19 protein-coding genes are annotated in these 21,535 nt (G+C 76.2%); 12 read left to right on the forward strand and 7 right to left on the reverse strand.

Translation table 11 applies throughout. The annotated features are described in order from the left end of the window. The first annotated feature begins 60 nt into the window (after positions 1-60). The gene (locus tag ACI78R_RS13500; protein WP_457041086.1) at positions 61-624 is read left to right on the forward strand and encodes a GNAT family N-acetyltransferase; all 564 of its coding nucleotides are present in this window, start codon (positions 61-63) and stop codon (positions 622-624) included. Positions 625-627: 3 nt separating this feature from the next. On the opposite strand, the gene ACI78R_RS13505 is transcribed toward ACI78R_RS13500, so the two are convergent. Next, a complete protein-coding gene (locus ACI78R_RS13505; protein WP_457041087.1) occupies positions 628-2,487 on the reverse strand; it encodes an SCO7613 C-terminal domain-containing membrane protein in 1,860 nt (619 codons plus the stop codon). A 46-nt stretch (positions 2,488-2,533) separates the two neighbouring features. Further along, positions 2,534-4,699 carry an SCO7613 C-terminal domain-containing membrane protein gene (locus ACI78R_RS13510; RefSeq protein WP_457041088.1) on the reverse strand — a complete coding sequence of 722 codons (2,166 nt, stop codon included), beginning with the start codon at positions 4,697-4,699 and terminating at the stop codon, positions 2,534-2,536. 130 nt (positions 4,700-4,829) lie between these two features. Between ACI78R_RS13510 and ACI78R_RS13515 the strand changes: the two genes are divergently transcribed. From ACI78R_RS13515 to ACI78R_RS13540, 6 genes are all read left to right on the forward strand, one after another. Beyond that, on the forward strand, positions 4,830-6,431 hold the full coding sequence (locus tag ACI78R_RS13515) for an ABC-F family ATP-binding cassette domain-containing protein (protein ID WP_457041089.1): 1,602 nt from the start codon (positions 4,830-4,832) through the stop codon (positions 6,429-6,431). A gap of 280 nt (positions 6,432-6,711) precedes the next feature. Then, entirely contained in the window at positions 6,712-6,942 is a 231-nt protein-coding gene (locus ACI78R_RS13520; protein WP_073420258.1) for a helix-turn-helix domain-containing protein, read from the forward strand. After that, positions 6,939-7,712, forward strand: coding sequence for an enoyl-CoA hydratase/isomerase family protein (locus ACI78R_RS13525; RefSeq protein WP_457041090.1), 774 nt, complete (start codon positions 6,939-6,941; stop codon positions 7,710-7,712). Before ACI78R_RS13520 ends, ACI78R_RS13525 begins: the two co-directional genes overlap by 4 nt. Before the next feature lie 76 nt (positions 7,713-7,788). Then, entirely contained in the window at positions 7,789-9,681 is a 1,893-nt protein-coding gene (locus tag ACI78R_RS13530) for an ABC transporter ATP-binding protein (protein WP_457041091.1), read from the forward strand. 43 nt (positions 9,682-9,724) lie between these two features. Then, positions 9,725-10,192: an SgcJ/EcaC family oxidoreductase gene (locus ACI78R_RS13535; RefSeq protein ID WP_073420255.1), complete on the forward strand. Its 468-nt coding sequence runs from the start codon at positions 9,725-9,727 to the stop codon at positions 10,190-10,192. Further along, on the forward strand, positions 10,189-11,013 hold the full coding sequence (locus tag ACI78R_RS13540) for a sulfurtransferase (protein WP_457041092.1): 825 nt from the start codon (positions 10,189-10,191) through the stop codon (positions 11,011-11,013). The genes ACI78R_RS13535 and ACI78R_RS13540 overlap by 4 nt, the downstream gene beginning before the upstream one ends. A 23-nt stretch (positions 11,014-11,036) precedes the next feature. Here the strand turns inward: ACI78R_RS13540 and ACI78R_RS13545 are convergent, their stop codons facing one another. Continuing rightward, positions 11,037-11,624 carry a TetR/AcrR family transcriptional regulator gene (locus ACI78R_RS13545; protein WP_457041093.1) on the reverse strand — a complete coding sequence of 196 codons (588 nt, stop codon included), beginning with the start codon at positions 11,622-11,624 and terminating at the stop codon, positions 11,037-11,039. A gap of 94 nt (positions 11,625-11,718) precedes the next feature. Here ACI78R_RS13545 and ACI78R_RS13550 point away from each other — a divergent pair, with 94 nt between their 5' ends. After that, a complete protein-coding gene (locus tag ACI78R_RS13550) occupies positions 11,719-13,218 on the forward strand; it encodes a DHA2 family efflux MFS transporter permease subunit (protein WP_457041094.1) in 1,500 nt (499 codons plus the stop codon). Positions 13,219-13,277: 59 nt separating this feature from the next. On the opposite strand, the gene ACI78R_RS13555 is transcribed toward ACI78R_RS13550, so the two are convergent. Genes ACI78R_RS13555 through ACI78R_RS13570 form a run of 4 tightly spaced genes read right to left on the reverse strand, consistent with a single transcriptional unit; the run spans position 13,278 to position 18,152 of the window. Continuing rightward, positions 13,278-13,808, reverse strand: coding sequence for a DUF6817 domain-containing protein (locus ACI78R_RS13555; protein WP_457041095.1), 531 nt, complete (start codon positions 13,806-13,808; stop codon positions 13,278-13,280). A gap of 9 nt (positions 13,809-13,817) precedes the next feature. Further along, positions 13,818-14,534 carry a sirohydrochlorin chelatase gene (locus ACI78R_RS13560; protein ID WP_457041096.1) on the reverse strand — a complete coding sequence of 239 codons (717 nt, stop codon included), beginning with the start codon at positions 14,532-14,534 and terminating at the stop codon, positions 13,818-13,820. Beyond that, a complete protein-coding gene (locus tag ACI78R_RS13565; protein WP_073420250.1) occupies positions 14,531-15,286 on the reverse strand; it encodes an SDR family oxidoreductase in 756 nt (251 codons plus the stop codon). Before ACI78R_RS13565 ends, ACI78R_RS13560 begins: the two co-directional genes overlap by 4 nt. A gap of 7 nt (positions 15,287-15,293) precedes the next feature. Further along, positions 15,294-18,152, reverse strand: coding sequence for an aconitate hydratase (locus tag ACI78R_RS13570; protein WP_217651212.1), 2,859 nt, complete (start codon positions 18,150-18,152; stop codon positions 15,294-15,296). A 182-nt stretch (positions 18,153-18,334) separates the two neighbouring features. Between ACI78R_RS13570 and ACI78R_RS13575 the strand changes: the two genes are divergently transcribed. From ACI78R_RS13575 to ACI78R_RS13590, 4 genes are all read left to right on the forward strand, one after another. Continuing rightward, entirely contained in the window at positions 18,335-19,093 is a 759-nt protein-coding gene (locus tag ACI78R_RS13575) for an SIR2 family NAD-dependent protein deacylase (RefSeq protein WP_457041097.1), read from the forward strand. After that, positions 19,090-19,452: a hypothetical protein gene (locus ACI78R_RS13580; RefSeq protein WP_457041098.1), complete on the forward strand. Its 363-nt coding sequence runs from the start codon at positions 19,090-19,092 to the stop codon at positions 19,450-19,452. The genes ACI78R_RS13575 and ACI78R_RS13580 overlap by 4 nt, the downstream gene beginning before the upstream one ends. Continuing rightward, a complete protein-coding gene (locus ACI78R_RS13585) occupies positions 19,449-19,877 on the forward strand; it encodes a DUF1772 domain-containing protein (RefSeq protein ID WP_457041099.1) in 429 nt (142 codons plus the stop codon). The genes ACI78R_RS13580 and ACI78R_RS13585 overlap by 4 nt, the downstream gene beginning before the upstream one ends. A 61-nt stretch (positions 19,878-19,938) precedes the next feature. Further along, complete coding sequence (locus ACI78R_RS13590; protein WP_073420768.1) at positions 19,939-21,477, forward strand: AMP-binding protein; 1,539 nt, start codon at positions 19,939-19,941, stop codon at positions 21,475-21,477. Positions 21,478-21,535 lie beyond the last annotated feature (58 nt).

Here is a 21,535-nt window from a genome sequence, read left to right on the forward strand (position 1 = left end):
CTCGCCGATCTCCTCACTCGTCTCGCCGGCGGGTACGACCCGCCGGCCGACGCGAGCGTCGTGACACTGCCCGCGCCCCCCGGGGCGCGGGCAGTCGTCGTCGGTGGGACGGCGTGGCACGTGGTGGCCGCCGACGTCGACCCGGACTGGGTGACCGCGCGGACGGCGCACGACCCGCTCGCCGCGCCGCTGGGCGCCCGGTTCCTCGCCGCGCTGGCGGACCGCACCGGCGTCGAGCCGGGCGTGCTCGACGCGGTCCTGGTGGCGCCCGCGCCGGCCGCCGCGGGGCCGGGGATCGAGCTGGTGCCGGCCGAGGTCGACCACCCGCGCGTGGACCGCGCGCTGCTGCACCGCACCGACGTGCGCGTGTGGACGACGCCCGACGGGTGCGCCGTGCTGGTGCTCGGCCGCGGGGTGGCCCGGCGGTGGGAGGTCAGCGTGGAGGTCGACCCGGCCGCCCGCGGGCGCGGGCTGGGCACCGCGCTGGTGGCCGCCGCGCCGTCACTGGTGCCCGGCGGGGCGCCGCTGTGGGCGCAGGTGGCGCCGGCCAACACCGCCTCGCTGCGTGCCTTCCTCAGCGCGGGCTACCGGCCGGTGGGCGCCGAGTGCCTCTTCGGCGCCTGACCCTCAGCGCATCTCCGACAGCCGCGCCCCGAAGCCCGCGACCGGCCGCAGCTCCCGCCGCGCGCCGAGCGCCAGCAGCACCGCGCCCACCGCGAGCGCGGCCACGACCGGCAGCGGCAGCGCGAGGACGGCGAGCCCCGCGGCCAGCGCCACCGCGGTGACCGCACCGGTGAGCAGGGGCGCCCGCACCGCCGTGCGGGCGCCGAGCGCCATGGCGACCGCCGCGGCCACCAGCACGAGCACCGGCCGCAGCGCGCCCGGCGCGAGGACCGCCGCGACCGTCGACGGCGCGGCCGCCACCACCAGGCCCGGGCCCCACGCCGGCCAGGACGGCCCGTCGAGCAGCCGCGGGCCGGCGGCCAGCCACAGCCCCGCGGCGGCCGGCAGGGTCCAGGCCTCGAGCGCGGGCGCGCCGGTCAGCGCGGCTCCGGTCCACGCGGCGGCCACCAGCTCCGCCGCGCCCGTGCGCCAGACCGCCCGCTCCTCCCGCTCGTCCCCCCGCGCGCGGGTGAGGAACGCTGCCCAGCCGCAGGTCAGCGCGCCCTGCACGGCCAGGTGCACGGCGAGCGCGCCCCAGTCGGCGCGGGCGGCGACCACGACGAGGGCGGCCGCCGCCGCGAGCGCGCCGACCGTGCCGGTGGGCCCGCGCAGGTCGGCGGCCATGCCGGGGCGCGCCGCCAGCGTGACGGCGTAGAGGCCGGTCAGCGCCGCCGCGGAGGCGCCCGCGGACAGCAGCCCCGCCGGGATCGCCAGCAGCGCGGCCCCCGCCAGGCACGCGACGGCCGAGGGCACCGCCTGCGGGCGCTCGTCGCGGCGCACTGCGGCGACCCCGGCGGCGGGCAGCGCGGTGAGCACCAGGAGCACGACCAGCGCCTGCCACCGCGCGGCCGCGACCAGCTGGGCCACCGCCGCCACCACGAGGACGCCCCCGGCGGCGTACGCGGCGGGCAGCAGCAGCCCGCGGCGCCAGCCGGTCAGCAGCGCGGCGGCGACGCTCATCAGCAGCACGCCGAGCCAGCCGGCCAGCGGCAGCGGCACGGGACCGTCGGTGGACAGCGCCGCCGCGACCGCCCCGCCCGCGACCAGCCCGCTGACCACCGGCACCAGCCGCGGCGGCCCGAGCAGCGGCTCGACCGCCCGCTCCAGCCGGACCGGCAGGAGGGCGGCCGCCGTGGCGACGGTGAGCGCGGCCGACACCCAGCGGGCCGGACCCTCCGCGCCGGTCGCGGTGACCAGTCCGCCGGTCACGCCCGCGGCGAACCACGGCGCGGTGGTGACCAGGGCGACGCGGGCCAGCGGCCGCCGCGCGGTGAGGGCGACCGCGAGCCCGGCCAGCGTGACGCCGAGCAGCAGCGCGGTGCGGGGCACCCCGGCGGGCGCCAGGTCCACCGAGCGGAGGGCGGCCACCTGCACGGCGGCCCACGCCGCGAGCGGCCAGCTCAGCGGGTGGGGGAGCAGCACCCGCAGGCAGACGAACACGCCCGCCACCACCAGCGCCGCCAGCGGGCCGCCGTCCAGCGGCCGGTCGCCGGACGCGGCCCCGGTGAGGGCCAGCGCCGCGGCGGCGGCCGCGCACGCCTCCTCCGTGCTGCGCAGCCGCGCCCGTGCGGCCCAGGCCGAGGCGCACCCGGCGACCAGGGCCAGCAGCAGCAGGCCGAGGCGGGCGGCCCCACCGGCCAGCGACGGGCCGGCCAGGCCGGCCGCCACGAGCAGCACCACCCCGACGCCGAGGAGGACCTGCGGCGGGCGCAGCCGGGACTCCAGGGACGGGGCAGCGGGGCCTCCGGCCGCGGGTGCCGGGCCTCCGGCCGCGGGGGCGGGCGGGCCGGCGTAGGGGAGCGGTGGCGGCGGTGCGCCGGTCATCCCCGTCCCCCTCCGCTCGCCCTGCGCTCCCCACGCTAGGGGCAGGTCAGCGCATCTGCGCGACCCAGGCCACCGCCTCCCGCGCCTGCTGGCGGCGCCGCTCGTAGGTGGCGCCGACGACGAGGAGCAGCAGCCCCGCGGTGGCCAGCGTGACCCAGCGGGGGACCAGCGGTGCGTAGGGCGCCAGCCGGCCGAGCACCACCAGGACCAGCGCCCCTGCTCCCACGAGGAAGGGCGCCTGCCGGTGGGTGAGCGCGCCGCCGACGGTCAGCCCGGCCGCGGCGGCCACCACCAGCGCCAGGCGGAGCGCCGTCGGCTCGTCGACCACCACCACCGCCGAGGGCAGCAGCGCGACGGCCACCGCCGGGCCCTCGGCCGCCCACGAGGCGGCGCCGGTGCGCAGCGCCGGGACGGCGAGGAGCAGCAGTCCCGCGGCGGCGGGCAGCGTGTAGACCTCCGGCGTGGTGATCTCGGCGCCCGCCGCGGCGATCCAGCCGGCCGCGACCAGGTCGGCCACCGCCAGCACGGCCACCGGGCGGCGCCGCGCGACGACCGCGTAGCAGCCCGCCGCCGCGCCGACGACGGCGAGGTCGACCGCCGTCTGCCCCCAGGCGCCGGCCTCCACGGTGACCAGGCCCGCGACCGCGCCGGCCAGCGTCCCGGTGACCGCCGCGGCCCACTCCTCGGGGTGCCCGGCGCGCGGCGCGGCGACCGCGAAGGCGGCGGCGCCGACGAGCGCGACCAGCAGCGCGGCGGGCACCGCGCCGAGCAGGCCGCCCTCCCACGCGACCAGCGCGGCGAGGGCCGGGGCGGCGAGCGCGACCGAGGTGGTGGCCGGCCGGAGCGCCGGCCGCAGCACCGCGGCCAGGCCGGCCGGCACCGCCGCGGCGAGCACGAGCAGCGCGAGGGGCGCGTTCTGGCCCCCGTCGGCCAGCACCGCGGCGCCGCCACCGGCCAGCACGGCGCCGGCCGCCGGCAGCGCGCCCGCGAGCGGGCCGGTCACCGAGGCCGGCGCCGCCGCGGTGAGCAGCACCAGGCCTAGCCCGCCGGCCAGCACGGTGCCCACGAGGCCGGCGCCGGTGAGCGATCCGGTCAGCGCGAGGGCCGCGACGCCCGCCGCGACCGGAGCCGTGACGTCCGGCTCCGGCAGGCGCGGTGCGAGCCGCGGCTCGCGCAGCAGGGCGACCGCGCCGCCCGCCGCGAGAGCGAGGACGGCGGTGGCGGCCCACGAGTCGGCCGGGTCGCCGGACCAGGCCAGCGGGACGCCGAGCAGGACCCCCGCCGCGGCGACGAGGGCGGCGAACACGGCGGCGACCCGGCGCAGCTCCGGGCGCAGGACCAGCAGCAGGGCGACGTCGAGCAGCGCCGTGCCGAGCAGCACGGCGACCGCCGCGGGTGCCTGGTCCAGCCCGCCGGGCAGCAGCAGCCAGCCGGCCGGCTGGACCGCGAGCAGCGCGACGAGCGGCCACGTGACGGTGCTGCGGGTGGCCCGGCCGGCGGCCAGGGCGACCGCCGCGACGGCGACGCACGACAGCCCGGCCCACAGCCGCAGCGGCACCGCGTCGGCGCCGCCCAGCCCCAGCGCGTGCGCGGCGGCCAGGTCGACGGCGAGCAGCGCCGCGCCGGCGGCGGCCAGCGCCTCCTCGGTGGCCCGCAGCCCGCGCCGCGCCGCCCACGCCGACGTCGCCACCGCGGCCGCGGTGACCGTGGCCATGACCGCGGCCTGGAAGCCGACGCCCAGCCGGGTCCAGGCGACCGCGACGAAGGCCACGCCGGCCGCGACCACCAGCAGGGCGCCCAGGCCGAGCAGCACCTGCTGCGGACTGAGCCGGCGCCGCGGGGGCAGCGGGGGAGGAGGTGCCAGGGGGCCCGCCGCGGCCGGGACGTGCGGCGGGAGGTGCGGGGGCGCCGGGGGGAACGGCACCGGCGGGACGGGGCCCGGCCGGCGGACGGCCGGGAACACGACCGGGGGCGGCGCCGTCACGGGCGGCGGCACCGGCGCGGGCGTCGTCGCCGGGCGGGCCGACGCGCGCAGCGTGGCGAGCAGCGCGTCCCGCTCGCGGGCGAACGCGTCGATCGTGGCACCCATCCGGGCCACCACCGTGGCAGCCTGCGCCACCGCCGGCAGCCCGCAGACGGGGCACGCCGCGGGCGCCGGGACGGCCGGGGTGCCGCAGACGGGACAGGGCGGTGCCCAGGTCGGCGTGCTCATGCCCGGATGGTGACCTGCTCCCGGCGTCCGCGGAACCGATCTCACCCCGGCTGTGGACACGGAGAGCTGCTGTGGACGTCACCCGGCAATCCGCTCGGGATCCGTCCGCGGAGCGCCTACCCTGGGATCAGTGATCACGACGACCGGCCTGGAGCTGCGCGCCGGCGCCCGCATCCTGCTGAGCGACATCAGCCTGCGGGTGCAGGCCGGTGACCGCATCGGCCTGGTCGGGCGCAACGGCGCCGGCAAGACCACCACGCTCACCACGCTCTCCGGGGAGCGGCTGCCGCACGCGGGCAAGGTGGACGTCACCGGCGAGATCGGCTACCTGCCGCAGGACCCGCGCAGCGGCGACCTCGACATCACCGCCACCGACCGGGTGCTCTCCGGCCGCGGCCTCGACAGCCTCAAGGCGCAGCTGGTCAAGGCCCAGGTGGCCATGGCCGAGCCCGCCGACGACGCCGAGCGCGACCGCGCGGTGCGCCGCTACGGCCGGCTCGAGGACCAGTTCGCCGCGCTCGGCGGGTACGCCGCGGAGAGCGACGCCGCCCGCATCTGCACCGCGCTCGGCCTGCCCGACCGGGTCATGGGCCAGCCGCTGCGCACCCTGTCCGGCGGTCAGCGGCGCCGCGTCGAGCTCGCCCGCATCCTGTTCTCCGACGCCGAGACGCTGCTGCTCGACGAGCCGACCAACCACCTCGACGCCGACTCGATCGCCTGGCTCAAGACGTTCCTCGCGTCGCACAAGGGCGGCCTGATCGTCATCAGCCACGACGTCGAGCTGCTGGACGCCGTCGTCAACAAGGTGTGGCACCTCGACGCCAACCGGGCCACGGTCGATGTCTACAACCTGGGCTGGAAGGCCTACCTCGCCCAGCGCGAGACCGACGAGCGCCGTCGCAAGCAGGAGCGCGCCAACACCGAGCGCAAGATCGACGCGCTGAGCGCGCAGGCGGACAAGATGCGCGCCAAGGCCACCAAGGCCAAGGCCGCGCAGAGCATGGACAAGCGGGCCGCCCGGCTGGCCTCCGGCCTGGAGGCGGTGCGCCAGCAGGACCGGGTGGCCAAGCTGCGGTTCCCGACGCCGTCGCCGTGCGGGAAGACGCCGCTCACCGCCCAGGGCCTGTCCAAGTCCTACGGCTCGCTCGAGGTGTTCACCGACGTCGACCTCGCCGTCGACCGGGGCACGCGGGTCGTCGTCCTCGGCCTCAACGGGGCGGGGAAGACGACGCTGCTGCGGATGCTGGCCGGCACCGAGATGCCCGACACCGGCGAGGTCCGGCCCGGGCACGGCCTGCGCGTCGGCTACTACGCGCAGGAGCACGAGACCCTCGACATGGACCGGTCGCTGCTGGAGAACATGCGCTCGGCCGCGCCCGACAGCACCGACACCGAGCTGCGGCGGATCCTCGGCGCCTTCCTCTTCTCCGGCGACACCGTCGACCAGCGGACGGGCACCCTGTCCGGCGGTGAGCGCACCCGGCTGGCCATGGCGACGCTCGTCGTCTCCGGCGCCAACGTGCTGCTGCTCGACGAGCCGACCAACAACCTCGACCCGGCCAGCCGCGAGCAGGTCCTCGAGGCGCTGCGCACCTACACCGGCGCGATCGTGCTGGTCACCCACGACGAGGGCGCCGTCCGCGCGCTCGACCCGGACAAGGTGATCCTGCTGCCCGACGGCACCGAGGACGCCTGGAGCGAGGACCTCGCCGACCTGGTGGAACTGGCGTAGCACCTCGTCGGCCTACCGGCCGACACCGCGGCCACGTGCCGTCCCCCTGGTGCGTGGAGCCCTGCCACGGCGTCCCGGTCGGGAGCCTCCGGCCCCGCGACCGGTCCGCCGTCCTGCGCGGGGGCGGCTCGCCGTAGAAGTTGTCATTCGCGTGGCCGGGTCGCCGGGGCTGGGTGATCATCAGTCCGGGAGGCCGGCGTCACGGGGACGGCGGCACCACGCGGACCAGCACCGGGCACGCCGGCTCCGGCCGGCGCGACGGCGGCGACGGAGGGGAGTCATGGCCGACTCGAGCACGGCGGACCTGGGCAAGGGCAAGCGGATCACCGGGGGCGACCGCACGTCCCTCGCGGACGAGCTGAAGAAGCGCTACGACGGCGGGGAGAGCATCCGCTCCCTGGCCACCTCGACCAACCGGTCCTACGGGTTCGTGCACCGGCTCCTGTCGGAGTCCGGTGCCACCCTGCGGAGCCGTGGCGGCGCCAACCGGAACAGCAAGAAGACCGCGTGACGGCGGCCGACGCCGACGGCTGGGTCCGCACCCGCCGGGACGGCGCCGTCCTCACCGTCACGCTCGACCGGCCCGACCAGCTCAACGCCCAGACGCCGGCCACGTGGGCGGCGCTCCGGGCGGTCGGCGACTCCCTCGACGACGACGTCCGCGTCGTCGTCGTGCGGGGCGAGGGCCGCTCCTTCTCCGCCGGGCTCGACCGCAGCCTGTTCAGCACCGACCCGTCGACGCCCGGTGGGCTCGGCCAGCTGAGCGGGCTGGGCGCCGACGGGGCGCAGGAGCGCATCCGGGGGTACCAGGCCGGCTTCCGCTGGTTGCGGTCACTCGGGATCGTGTCGATCGCGGCGGTGCCGGGCCACGCGATCGGGGCGGGCGCGCAGCTGGCGCTGGCCTGCGACCTGCGGGTGCTCACCGACGACGCCTCGATCCGGCTGCCCGAGGCGACGCTGGGGCTCGTGCCCGACCTGACCGGCACCAGCGCGCTGGCCGAGCTCGTCGGCTACGCGCGGGCGCTGGAGGTGTGCGTGACCGGGCGGCCGGTACCGGCGGCGGAGGCGCTGTCGTGGGGGCTGGCGAACGTCGTCGTCCCCGCGGCGGAGCTCGACGGCGCGGTGGCCACCCTGGCCGCGGCGGTCACCGCCCCGCCGGCGGGCGCCGTCCGGGAAACCGCGGCGCTGGTGCGCGCGGCGGTCCGCAACGACCCGGACACCCAGGACGCCGCCGAGCGGGCGGCCCAGGTGCGCCGGCTCACCGAGCTCGCCGGCGGCTGAGCGACCGGAACAGCGGGGGACCGGTGGCTGTTGACGCTGCCGCCGGTCCCCCGTCCCCGGCAGAGGAGGTCACCGCATGAGCAGTCCCATGACCTCCATGGCGGCGATGCGGTCGTTCCGCCGCGACCCGTCGGTCACCTCGCGCGAGCTGCCCAAGGGCACCGTCCGCCGCATCCTCGGCATCGCCCGGCCCTACCGGCGGGAGCTCACCGGGTTCCTCCTGCTGGTGGTGGTGTCCTCGGTCATCGGCGTGGTCACCCCGCTGCTGGCCGGCGACATCGTCAACCGCATCGCCCGGCTCGACGGCACCGCGGGCGGCGTCGTGCGGATCGCGCTGTTCATCGCCGGTCTCGCCGTCGTCGACGCGTTCATCTCGGTGGCCACCCGCTGGTACTCCGCGCGGATCGGCGAGGGCGTCATCTACGACCTGCGCGCCCGCGTCTTCGAGCACGTGCAGCGCATGCCGGTCGCGTTCTTCACCCGCACGCAGACCGGCGCGCTGGTCAGCCGCCTGAACAACGACGTCGTCGGGGCGCAGCAGGCGTTCACCTCGACCCTGTCCGGCGTCGTGTCCAACGTGATCGGCCTGGTGCTCACCGCCGGCGTCATGTTGACGCTGTCGTGGCAGATCACCCTGCTGTCGCTGGTCATGGTGCCGCTGTTCGTGCTGCCCGCCCGCCGCATCGGCCGGCGGCTGCAGGAGATCACCAGGGAGTCCTACGGGCTCAACGCGTCGATGAACGCGACGATGACCGAGCGGTTCAACGTCGCGGGCGCCCTTCTGGTCAAGCTGTTCGGCCGGCCCGACGCCGAGGCCGAGAGCTTCCGCGGCCGCGCCGCCCGGGTGCGCGACATCGGCGTCCTGTCGGCCATGTACGGCCGCACCTTCTTCACCGCGCTCACCCTCGTCGCGGCGCTGGCCACCGCGCTCGTCTACGGCCTCGGCGGGTGGCTTGCCTTCGACGGGTCGCTGTCGCCGGGCGACGTCGTCGCGCTGGCCCTGTTGCTGTCGCGGCTGTACGGGCCGCTGACCGCGCTGTCCAACGTCCGGGTCGACGTGATGAGCGCGATGGTCAGCTTCGACCGCGTCTTCGAGGTGCTCGACCTGCCGCCGATGATCGCCGAGGCGCCCGACGCCGTCCCGGTGCCCGCCGAGGACCGGTCGGTCGAGTTCGACGGCGTCTCGTTCAGCTACCCGGCCGCCGCCGACGTGTCGCTCGCGTCGCTGGAGGACGTGTCGCTGCCCGAGCACGGCGGGCCGACGGCGGTGCTGCACGACGTGTCCTTCCGCGTCGAGCCCGGGCAGATGGTCGCGCTGGTCGGGCACTCCGGAGCCGGGAAGTCGACGGTCGTCAACCTGGTGCCGCGGCTCTACGACGTCACCAGCGGTGCCGTGCGGGTCGGCGGGGTCGACGTCCGGCAGGCCACGCTCGCCTCGCTGCGCGACGCGATCGGCGTCGTCAGCCAGGACGCGCACCTGTTCCACGACACCATCCGCGCCAACCTGCTCTACGCGCGGCCCGACGCCACCGAGGAGCAGCTGTGGTCGGCGCTGACCGGCGCCCGGATCGCCGCGCTGGTCGCCTCGCTGCCCGACGGCCTGGACACCGTCGTCGGCGACCGCGGCTACCGGCTCTCGGGCGGGGAGAAGCAGCGGCTGGCGATCGCCCGGGTCCTGCTCAAGGCGCCGGGGATCGTCATCCTCGACGAGGCGACCGCCCACCTGGACAGCGAGTCGGAGGTGGCGGTGCAGCACGCGCTCGACACCGCGCTGGCCGGCCGGACGTCGCTGGTCATCGCCCACCGGCTGTCCACGATCCGCAGCGCCGACCAGATCCTCGTGGTCGACGACGGTCGCGTCGTGGAGTCGGGCACTCACGAGGAGTTGCTGGCGCTCGGGCGGCGCTACGCCGACCTCTACCGGACGCAGTTCGCCGACGGCGAGCGTCGAACGGTCCCCGTCGCGTAGCAACTAGCGTTCCTCCTGCCCCAGCTGCACCAGGAGGAGTTCCGTGACGTCCGCCCACCCGCACGACGCCCAGATCCGCGCGCTGTACGCCGCGTTCATCGAGGGCTGGAACCAGCGCAGCGGGGCGGCGGTCGCCGCGGTGTTCGCCGACGACGGCGACATGGTCGGCTACGACGGCACCACGGTGGGCGGCCGGCTGTCGATCGCGTCGGACCTGCGGCGCGTGTTCGGCAGCCACCCGACCGCGCGGTACGTGGCGCTGGTCCGGTCGGTGCGCGCGGTGGCCGGCGGCGTCGCGGTGCTGCAGGCCCACGCCGGGATGATCCCGCCCGGCGAGGACGACATCGACCCGGGGCTGCACAGCATCCACACGCTGGTCGCCGTCGACGAGGGCGGCGGGCGCTGGAAGACGACGCTGTTCCAGGCGACGCCGGCCGCCTGGCTGGGCCGCCGCGACGCCCGCGACGCCCTCACCGCCGAGCTGCGCGGGCTGCTGGCCGCCCCGCGGTGAGCGTGCTCGTGCGGGCCGCCGACCTGCTGGCCGGCCCGCGCCCGGTGCTGCTCGACGTCCGCTGGGCGCTCGGCGACCCGCACGGCCGTGAGCGGTACCGGGCCGGCCACCTGCCGGGCGCGGTGTTCGCCGACCTCGACACCGAGCTGGCCGCGCCGGCCTCCGCCGCGCAGGGCCGGCACCCGCTGCCCGCGGTCGCCGACCTGCAGGCCGCGGCCCGGCGGTGGGGCATCCGCTCCGGCAGCGCCGTCGTCGCCTACGACGCCACCGGCGGGCTCGCCGCGGCGCGGGCCTGGTGGCTGCTGCGCTGGGGCGGGCTGGCCGACGTGCGGCTGCTCGACGGCGGTCTCGATGCGTGGGGAGCCGCGGGCGGAGAGCTGGAGACCGGCGACGTCGTCCCGGAGCCCGGCGACGTGGTGCTGACCGGCGGCGGCATGCCCACGCTGACCGCCGACGAGGCGGCCGCGCTGCCCGCCTCCGGCGGCGTGCTGCTCGACGCCCGCGCCCCCGAGCGCTACCGCGGCGAGGTGGAGCCGGTGGACCCGCGGGCCGGGCACGTGCCCGGCGCGGTGAGCGCGCCGACCGCGGCGAACCTGGCGCCCGACGGGACCTTCCGCGCCGACCTCGCCGGCCGGTTCGCCGCGCTCGGGGTGCGGCCGGGGACCCGGGTCGGCGTCTACTGCGGCTCGGGCGTCACCGCCGCCCACGAGGTGGCCGCGCTCGCGGAGGCCGGGATCGAGGCGGCGCTGTGGCCGGGCTCGTGGTCGCAGTGGTCGGCCGACCCGGACCGCCCCGCGGCGACGGGGCCCGATCCCGGCTGAGAGCGTCGCCGGGTGGGGGCCGGCTACTCGGGTTCGCCGAGGAGGGCCTCCAGCGCCGGGCGCATGAGCCGCTCGATGTCCTCGGGCGCGGCCTCGCCGAGCCCGGGCAGCTCCAGGGCGTAGCGGCCGAGCGCCATGCCGGCGATGCACGACATCAGCAGGGCCGCCTTGAGCTCGGCGTCGGGCCCGCCGATCGTGCGCGACAGGTCGCCGATGACCGCGCACATCACCTCGTCCCGCATGATGCGCTTCGCCTCGTGGTGGGTGAGGAAGTTGCGCAGGAGCGTGACGGCGGCCTCGCGGTCCGGCGTGGACTCGAACTTCGCCAGCAGGTCCCGCAGGACGGCGGCCGGGATCTCCGCGCGCGGCGCCGTGCGGGCCGTCCCCCCGGTGTGGGCGCCCTCCATCGCCGCGGCGAAGAGGCCCTCCTTGTTGCCGAAGTACTGCATCACCAGGGCGGGGTCGACCCCCGCCAGGCCGGCGACGGCACGGATCGTCGTCCGCTCGAAGCCCTCCTCGGCGAACAGGCAGCGGGCCTGCTGGAGGATCACCGACTCCGTCCGGCGGCGGCGTTCCTCGCGCGACACGGACTCGGCACCGGCTGAGGTCACGGATTCACTCTACAGGCGTTGACCATCTCCGGCAGTCGCTCTACGGTCGTTGAGTCGTCGCTCCACGAGCGTTGAGTCATCGTCAGGAGTCCTCGTGACCGCCACCGCCTCGCCTCCCGGGCCAGGTCCCCTCAGCCATCCCGACGGGCGGGAGGTCCGCAAGGGCCTCGCCCTCGCCGTCCTCGCCATCAGCCAGCTCATGGTCGTGCTCGACGTGTCGATCGTGAACGTCGCGCTCCCCGACATCGCGGTCGCCCTGGGCGTCGCGAGCCAGGCCGACCTGTCCTGGATCGTCACCGGCTACACCCTCACCTTCGGCGGCTTCCTGCTGCTCGGCGGGAAGCTGGCCGACCGGCTCGGCCGCCGCCGGGTCTTCGTCATCGGCACGGCCCTGTTCGCCGTCGCCTCCCTGCTCGGCGGTCTGGCCGGCGACCTCGGCCTGCTCGTCGGCGCGCGGCTGCTGCAGGGCCTCGCGGGCGCACTCATGGCCCCCTCGGCCCTGTCGCTGCTCACCGTCGTCTTCGCGGAGGGCCGGGAGCGCAACCGGGCGCTCGGCATCTGGGCCGCCATCTCCGCCGGCGGGGCCGCGATCGGCCTCATCCTGGGCGGGGTCCTCACCGAGTACGCCAGCTGGCGCTGGGTGCTCTTCGTCAACGTCCCCGTCGCCGTCCTGGCCGTCGTCGGGGCGCTGCGGGTGGTCCCGGAGAGCCGCGACGCCCGCGCCCGCGGCTTCGACGTCCCCGGTGCCCTCCTGGTCACCGGCGGGCTCGTCGCCCTGGTCTACGCGCTGGTGAAGGGCAACGACTTCGGCTGGTCGTCCGGGCAGACGATCGGGATGCTCGCCCTGGCGGTCGCGCTGCTGGGTGCCTTCGTCGTCGTACAGCGCCGGTCGGCCGACCCGCTCGTCGACTTCCGGCTCTTCCGGTCGCGCTCCGTGCTGGGCGCCGACCTCGGCGCGCTGTTCGTGGGCGCCGGCATCTTCGCGGTCTTCTTCTTCCTCGTGCTGTGGATGCAGCAGGTCAACGGCTGGTCACCGCTGCGCGCGGGGTTCGCCTTCCTCCCGATGACCGTCGCGATCGTCGTCGGCGCCGGCATCGCCTCGCAGCTGCTCGGGCGGGTCGGTCCCCGGCCGCTGCTCGTCGGCGGCCCGGCGCTGGCCGCGGCCGGCATGCTCGTCCTGGGCCTGCGGCTGGACCCCACCGCGTCCTACCTCACGATCGTGCTGCCCTCGCTGGTGACGGTCGCCCTCGGCATGGGCCTGACGTTCGTGGCGCTCACCAGCGCGGCGGTGGCCGGTGTCCCGCAGGAGGACGCGGGCGTGGCCAGCGCGCTGCTCAACGCCGGCCAGCAGGTCGGCGGGGCCCTCGGACTGGCCATCCTGACCGCGGTCAGCGTGGCGCGCACCGAGGCCGTCGCTCCCGCGGGGCCGCCCGCGACGCCGGGGTACGTCTCCGCGGTCGTCGAGGGCTGGGGGATCGGCTTCGTCGTCGCGGCCGGCTTCCTCGCCGCGGCCGCCGTCGTGAGCGCGACCCTCGTGCGGGTGTCGCGGCGGGAGGCCGCCGAGGCGCTCGCCGTCGCCGGGGCCGTCGGCTAGCGAGCCCCCGGTCCCCGCGTCCCGGGCCGCCTCCCACCCCGGGAGGCGGCCCGGTGGCGTCAGCCGAGGACGCGCCGGGCCTCTGCGTACACCGCCGGACCGAGCACCGGCCGCCAGCTCTCGGCGAGCCGGCGGAGGAGGCCGCCGTACCGGTCCAGGACGCTCGGGTCGTGCTCGGCGACGTCGAGCTCGTTGACCAGGCTGAGGTCGGCGAACGCGCGGAGGTCGTCGTCGCCCAGCACCTCCGCCGTGCCGGTCCAGCGGTCGTGCGCCGTCCGCGTGGCGGCGAGGGAGTCCCACGTCCGGCGGCGATCGCAGCCGCCGTAGCGGTACACCAGCGCCTCGGCCCGCTCGCCGACGGCCTCGACCACCAGGCGCCGGTCCGCGCGGTCGACCAGGACGACGTCGAACCCGTCGGTGCCGTAGACGGCGTGCGCGCGGCCGGCCAGCGCGACGTCCTCACCGGCGCCGAGCGCGAGCAGCCGCCGCTGCACCCGCTCGAGGTGGGCGCTCAGCGTGCCGCCGGGGTGTGGGACGTCGTCGGCGCCGCGGCTCCGCAGCAGGGCGGCGATGGCGGCGGTCCGGTCCACGGGGGCTCCTCAGCCCAGGGCGGCGTCGTAGCGGTCGAGCAGGACCGCGGCGATGCGCGCGTCGGGCAGCAGGGGAGCGGTGACCAGGTCGGCTCCGGCCTCGGCGAGCTTGCCGTGGAAGTGCCCGGGCGCCAGCAGGTAGGAGGCGACGACGACCCGTTCGGCGCCGGCCCGCCGCGCGGCGGCCACCGCGTCGGCGACCGGGGGCTGCGCGGCCGAGCCGTAGCCGGTGGTCACCGGGCCCGCCCAGGAGCGCTGCAGCAGGTCGGCGGTGTCGCCGACGTCGGCGACCGAGCGCGGGTCGCTCGACCCGGCCGCGGCCAGCACGACGGCGGTGAGCGGGTCGCGCGGGTCGGCGCCGGCCTCGGCCAGCCGGTCGGCGAGCACCTCGGCCAGCCGCGGGTCGGGGCCCAGCGGGCGGGCGGCGACGGCGGACTCGTGCGCGGCCACCGCGCCCGCGATGTCGACGTGCACGTGGTAGCCGCCGGACAGCAGCAGCGGGACGACGACGGCCGGCCGTTCCTCCGCGGCGAGTCCGGCGACCACGTCGACGACGGTCGGCGGCTGCACGTCGACGAAGGCCGCCGTCGTGACCAGGCCGGGACGCAGCCGGCGCGCGGCGAGCGCCAGCTCGGCCACCAGCCGGCGCCCCGCGGGGTTGCGGGTGCCGTGCGCGCACGCGACGAGGACGGGGCCGTCGGCCGGAGCGTCCGGGACGGCGGTCACGGGGTGCGGAGGACGCCGCCGTCGACGGCGACCATCGTGCCCGTGACGTAACTCGCGGCGGGGGAGAGCAGGAAGGCGGCCACCCGGCCGAACTCCTCGGGCTGGCCGACGCGGCGCAGCGGGATGCTCCGCTCGGTGCGGGCCCGCGCGGCGGCCGGGTCCCCGGAGGCGGCCTCGATCTCGGTGATCCGGTCGGTGGCGATGGTGCCCGGCATCAGCCCGAGCACCCGGATCCCGCGCGGGCCCAGCTCGTCGGACAGCGCCTTCGCCGTCATGGCCAGGCCGGGGCGCAGGCCGTTGGAGATCGCGAGGGACCCGATCGGCTGGCGCACCGACGTGGAGAGCACGAAGCCGATGACGGCGCCGGCGGACAGGTGCGGCACCAGCGCCCGCACCAGCCGCAGCGGGCCGAGCAGCACGCTGTCGACGGCGGCGCGCCAGGCGTCCTCCGGCGTCTCCAGCACGCTGCCCGGCGCGGGGCCTCCGACGCTGACCAGCAGGCCGTCGACCGTGCCGAGCCGCTCGCGCGCCGTCGTCACCAGGTGCTCGGCGGCACCGGGGTCGGCGAGGTCGGCTACCGCCCCGGACGCGCCGTCGCCCAACGCGGCGACGGCGGCGTCCACGGAGGAGGCGGAGCGGGAGCTGACGAGGACGCGCGCCCCGTCGGCGACGAGGGCCCGGGCGGTCGCCAGGCCCAGCCCCCGGCTCGCGCCGGTGAGCAGGTACCCGCGACCGCCCAGGCCCAGGTCCATCGGGGGATCAGCCCTGCCGCAGCGAGCGGAGGACGTACTGCATGATCCCGCCGTTGCGGTAGTAGTTCGCCTCGCCGGGGGTGTCGATGCGGACGCGGGCGTCAAACTCGACGTCCCCGGCCTTGACCTTCACGGTGCGCGGGGTCTCGCCGTCGTTCAGGGCGGTGATCCCGGTGATCGTGAACTCCTCGTCACCGGTCAGGCCGAGCGACTCCCGGTCCTGGCCCTCGGGGAACTGCAGCGGCAGCACGCCCATGCCGATGAGGTTGGAGCGGTGGATCCGCTCGTAGCTCTCGGCGATGACCGCCTTGACGCCGAGCAGCGCCGTCCCCTTCGCGGCCCAGTCGCGCGACGAGCCCGAGCCGTACTCCTTGCCGGCCAGCACGACCAGGGGGATGCCCTGCTCCTGGTAGGCCTGCGAGGCGTCGTAGATCGTCGTCGTCTCGCCGGTCAGGTGGTTCTTGGTGACGCCACCCTCGGTGCCGGGCACCAGCTGGTTGCGCAGCCGGATGTTGGCGAAGGTGCCGCGGATCATCACCTCGTGGTTCCCGCGCCGGGAGCCGTAGGAGTTGAAGTCGCGGCGCTGCACGCCGTGCTCGGACAGGTACTTGCCGGCGGGGCTGTCGGCCTTGATCGAGCCGGCGGGGGAGATGTGGTCGGTGGTCACCGAGTCGCCGAGCACCGCCAGGGTGCGGGCGCCGGTGATGTCCTGGACCGGGGCCGGCTGGTCCTGCATGCCCTCGAAGTACGGGGGCTTGCGGACGTAGGTGCTCTGCGCGTCCCACTCGAAGGTGTCGCCGGTGGGCGTGGGCAGCGCCTGCCACTGCTCGGTGCCGGCGAAGACGTCGGCGTAGTCGTTGCTGAACATCTCCGCCGAGACGGCCTCGTCGATGACCCGCTGCACCTCGTGCGGCGAGGGCCAGATGTCGTGCAGGAAGACGTCGTTGCCGTCGGCGTCCTGGCCCAGCGGGTCGTTGTTGAGGTCGACGTCCATCGAGCCGGCCAGCGCGTAGGCGATGACCAGCGGCGGGGAGGCCAGGTAGTTCATCTTGACGTCGGGGTTGATCCGGCCCTCGAAGTTGCGGTTGCCCGACAGCACCGAGACGACGGCGAGGTCGGCCTCGTTGACCGCCTTGCTGACCGGCTCCGGCAGCGGGCCCGAGTTGCCGATGCAGGTGGTGCAGCCGTAGCCGACGAGGTAGAAGCCGAGCTTCTCCAGGTACGGGGTGAGCTGCGCCTTCTCGTAGTAGTCGGTGACGACCTTCGACCCGGGGGCCAGCGTCGTCTTCACCCACGGCTTGGTGGTCAGGCCCCGCTCGACGGCGTTCTTCGCCAGCAGCGCGGCGCCGATCATCACCGACGGGTTGGACGTGTTGGTGCACGAGGTGATCGCCGCGATCACGACGGAGCCGTGGTCGACGAACGTCTCGGTGCCGTCCTCCATGACGACGCGGGTCCGCTTCGAGGGGCGGCCGGAGACCGGGTCGTCCTCGTAGTGGTGCGGCTGGCCGGCGGTGCCGTTGCCGCCCTCGCTGCCCGGAGCCGGGGTCGCCGGGTCGGAGGCCGGGAAGGACTCCGACGACGCCTCGTCGACGCGGGACTCGACGCCGAAGGGCTGGGTGTTCTGCGGGACACCAGGCTTGCGGTCGTCGCCGCCGGTCTCGTCGGCCGAGACGTAGTCGGCGAGCGCCGCGCGGAAGGCGTGCTTGGCGTCGGTGATGGCGACCCGGTCCTGCGGCCGCTTCGGGCCGGCGATGGACGGGACGACCGTGGAGAGGTCGAGCTCGAGGTACTCGGAGAAGGCGATCTCGCGCGACGGGTCGTGCCAGAGGCCCTGCTCCTTGGCGTAGGCCTCGACGAGCGCGACCTGCTCCTCGGAACGGCCGGTGAGCCGCAGGTAGGCGGTGGTCTCCTCGTCGATGGGGAACATCGCCGCGGTGGAGCCGAACTCCGGGCTCATGTTGCCGATCGTGGCGCGGTTGGCCAGCGGCACCGCGGAGACGCCCTCGCCGTAGAACTCGACGAACTTCCCGACGACGCCGTGCTGGCGCAGCATCTCGGTGATCGTGAGGACCAGGTCGGTGGCGGTGGAGCCGTCGGGGAGCTCGCCGGTGAGCTTGAAGCCCACGACGCGCGGGATGAGCATCGAGACCGGCTGGCCGAGCATCGCGGCCTCGGCCTCGATGCCGCCGACGCCCCAGCCCAGGACGCCCAGGCCGTTGACCATCGTGGTGTGCGAGTCGGTGCCGACGCAGGTGTCGGGGTAGGCGACGACGCGGTCGCCCTCCTGGCGCGGGAAGACCACGCGGGCCAGGTGCTCGATGTTGACCTGGTGGACGATGCCGGTGCCCGGGGGGACGACCTTGAAGTCGTCGAACGCGCCCTGGCCCCAGCGCAGGAACTGGTAGCGCTCGCCGTTGCGCTCGTACTCGATCTCGACGTTGCGCTCGAAGCTCTCCGGGGTGCCGAAGACGTCGGCGATCACGGAGTGGTCGATGACCAGCTCGGCCGGGGCCAGCGGGTTGATCCGGTTCGGGTCGCCGCCGAGGTCGGCCATCGCCTCGCGCATCGTGGCGAGGTCGACGATGCAGGGGACGCCGGTGAAGTCCTGCATGACCACGCGGGCCGGCGTGAACTGGATCTCCTGGTCGGGCTCGGCCGACGGGTCCCAGTTCGCCAGCGCCCGGATGTGGTCGGCCGTGATGTCGGCGCCGTCCTCGGTGCGCAGCAGGTTCTCGAGCAGGACCTTCAGCGAGAAGGGGAGCTTGCCTGCGCCCTCGACCGCGTCGAGCCGGTAGATGTCGTAGTCGGTGCCGTCGACGCTGAGCGTCGACCGGGCCCCGAAGCTGTCCTTGCTGGCTGCCACTGCTTGCGCCTCACCCTCGAGAGTCCATCGGGCTTGAATGCCATCCTCCATCATCCCAGGTGGCGCGCGCGGGCCGCTGGGAAGGCGACCCTTCCCTCACCCGGTGACCTGTGTCGCACCGGGTGGGGCCGGTGAATCTCCGCGGAAGTGCCCGGCCCGAGGGGCGTGCCTACCGTGGGCGCGTGACCGGCGCCGTCCCCGACCCGCTGCCCGGCTGGCTCGCCGAGGCCCGGCGGGTCACCGTGCTCACCGGCGCCGGGATCTCCACCGACAGCGGCATCCCCGACTACCGCGGCCCGAACGGCGTCTGGACCCGCGACCCCGACGCCGAGAAGCTCGTGACGCTGTCCTACTACGTCGCCGACCCGGGGATCCGCCGGAAGGCGTGGCGCATGCGGGCGGAGATGCGGTCCGCCGACGTCGCCCCGAACGCCGGGCACCGGGCGCTGGCGCGGCTGGGGGAGCAGGGCCGGCTGCACGCGCTGCTCACCCAGAACGTCGACGGGCTGCACCAGGCCGCCGGCTCCCCGCCGGGCACCGTGCTCGAGCTGCACGGCACGGTGCACGCCGTCGAGTGCCTGTCCTGCGGCGACCGCACGTCGATGGACGACGCCCTGGCCCGCCTCGACGCCGGCGAGGACGACCCGGCCTGCCGCGTCTGCGGGGGCATCCTCAAGTCGGCCACCATCAGCTTCGGGCAGGCGCTCGACGAGCGGGTGCTGGCCGCCGCGGCCGAGGCGGCCGCGGACTGCGACGTCTTCCTCGCCGTCGGCACCTCGCTCGTCGTGTACCCCGTGGCCGGGCTGGTGGAGATCGCCGCCGCGCACGGCGCCCGGGTCGTCATCGTCAACGCGGAGCCCACGCCCTACGACGACCTCGCCGACCTCGTCGTCCGCGAGCCCATCTCGACGGCGCTGCCGCGACTGCTGGGGACGGCGTGACCCGCGCCGACCTCGAGGCCCGCTACCGCGAGCTGGTGCTGCACGAGCTGCCGCGGCGGGCGCGCGAGGGCCGCTGGGTGGTCACGAACGACCACTGCTTCGGCCGGATCGTGCTCGACCACGCGGTCGGCGGGCGCTGGTACGACGTGCTCGACCGCCGCCGCTCGCCGGCCTTCGCCCAGCTGTCCGACGACCAGCTCGCCGGGGCGGTCGCGATGGCCGAGCGGGTGCTCGCCGAGGGCGACCCGCTGCTGCGCGAGCTCGACGCGCGGAGCCTGGCCTGGCGCGGCAAGCCGCCGAAGACGACGACAAAGACGACGCCGAGGACGACGACGCCGAAGACGACGACGCGGCGGTGACCCTCCTCGTCGTCCACCTGGCGCTGACCGCCGCCTACGCCGGGTTCCAGTGGACCGTCCGGGCGCTGGTCTACCCGCAGTTCGCGCGGGTGCCGGCCGGGGCGTTCCCCGCCTACGAGAAGGCGCACCAGCGGCGGGTCACCGCCGTCGTCGGGCCGCTGTTCGCCGGGCAGGGCGTCACGGTGCTGTGGCTTCTCGCCGCCCGCCCGGCCGGCGCGCCGGTGCCCGGGGTGGTCGCGGCCGCCGTCTGCCTGGGCGTCGTCCTGGGGGTCACCGGCCTGCTCGCCGTGCCGTTGCACAGGCACCTGGCGCAGGGCTTCGACCGGGCGGTGCTCGCCCGGCTGCTGCGGGTGGACACCGTCCGGGCGCTGGCCGCGACGGCGGGCACGCTCGTGGCCGCGTGGCTGGTGCTCGCCAGCGGATAGCGTGACCCCGACCACGTCGAGCGGCCGACCGCGGTCGGCCCTGGCCACCCGGGAGCCCGGCATGCGCGTGCCCCTGACCACCCGCGACTTCCTCGACCGCGCCGAGCTCGTCTACGGCGACCGGGTCGGGATCGTCGACGAGCCGGACCAGCCGGCCCCGTCGCTGGGGGAGGTGAGCTGGCGCGACGTCGCCCGCCGCGGCCGCGCGCTGCAGGCGGGGCTCGACGCCCTGGGCGTGGGGGAGGGCGAGCGGGTGGCGGTCGTCAGCCACAACGCCGCCCGGCTGCTGGAGGTCCTGCTCGCCGTGCCGTCGTCGGGGCGGGTGGCGGTGCCGGTGAACTTCCGGCTCAACCCCGAGGAGGTCTCCTACATCGTCGGGCACTCCGGCGCGAGGGTGCTGCTGGTCGACCCGGAGCTGGAGACCTCGCTCAAGGGCGTGCAGGCCGAGCACCGCTTCGGCACCGGCGAGGAGTACGAGCAGCTGCTGGCCTTCGACGCCGAGCCGCGGCCGTGGGCCGAGCCCGACGAGGACGCCACCGCCACGATCAACTACACGAGCGGGACGACGGCGCGGCCCAAGGGCGTGCAGATGACCCACCGCAACATCTGGGTCAACGCGGTCACCTTCGGGATGCACATGCAGGTCAGCGACCGCGACGTCTACCTGCACACGCTGCCGATGTTCCACTGCAACGGCTGGGGCCTGCCGTACACGATGGCCGGCGTCGGGGCCCGCCAGGTGGTGCTGCGCAAGGTCGACGGCGCGGAGATCCTGCGCCGGGTCGAGCGGCACGGCGTGACGATGATGTCCGGCGCGCCGGCGGTGTGGAACGCCGTCCTCGACGCCGCCGCCGAGTGGGACGGCGAGGTCCCGGGCCGCGACCGGGTGCGCATCGTCGTCGCCGGGGCCCCGCCGCCGTCGCGGACCATCGCCCGCGTGGAGGCCGAGCTCGGCTGGGAGTTCAACCAGATCTACGGCCTCACCGAGACCGCACCGCTGCTGACCGTCAACCGGCCCCGCGCGGAGTTCGACGACCTCGACCCCGAGGAGCGGGCCAGGCGGCTGTCGCGGGCCGGCGTCCCCGCGCTCGGCACCCGGATCGAGATCAGCGAGTCGGGAGAGGTGCTGGCCCGCGGCAACACCGTGCTCGCCGGCTACTGGGAGAACCCCGACGCCTCCGCCGAGGCGCTGGAGGGCGGCTGGTTCCACACCGGCGACGGCGGCAGCGTGGACGACGGCGGCTACCTCACGATCTCCGACCGCAAGAAGGACGTGATCATCACCGGCGGGGAGAACGTGTCCTCGATCGAGGTCGAGGACGCCGTGTTCAGCCACCCGGCGGTCGCCGAGGTCGCCGTCATCGGCATCCCCGACGAGAAGTGGGGCGAGCTGGTCACCGCCCTCGTCGTGCTCGCCGAGGGGGAGACGGCGACGGCGGAGGAGATCATCGCCCACTGCCGCACCCGGCTGGCCGGCTACAAGGCGCCCAAGCGGGTCGAGTTCCGCGACGAGCTCGCCCGCACCGCCACCGGCAAGATCCAGAAGTTCAAGCTGCGCGAGCCGTTCTGGTCCTCCACCGGAGGCCGCCAGGTGAACTGAGGCCCACCCCCATGGGGGGAGATCCCCCGCAGATCACTCCGGAGGTCACCCGGGCCGG

It is taken from the genome of Geodermatophilus sp. SYSU D01106, assembly GCF_054049995.1.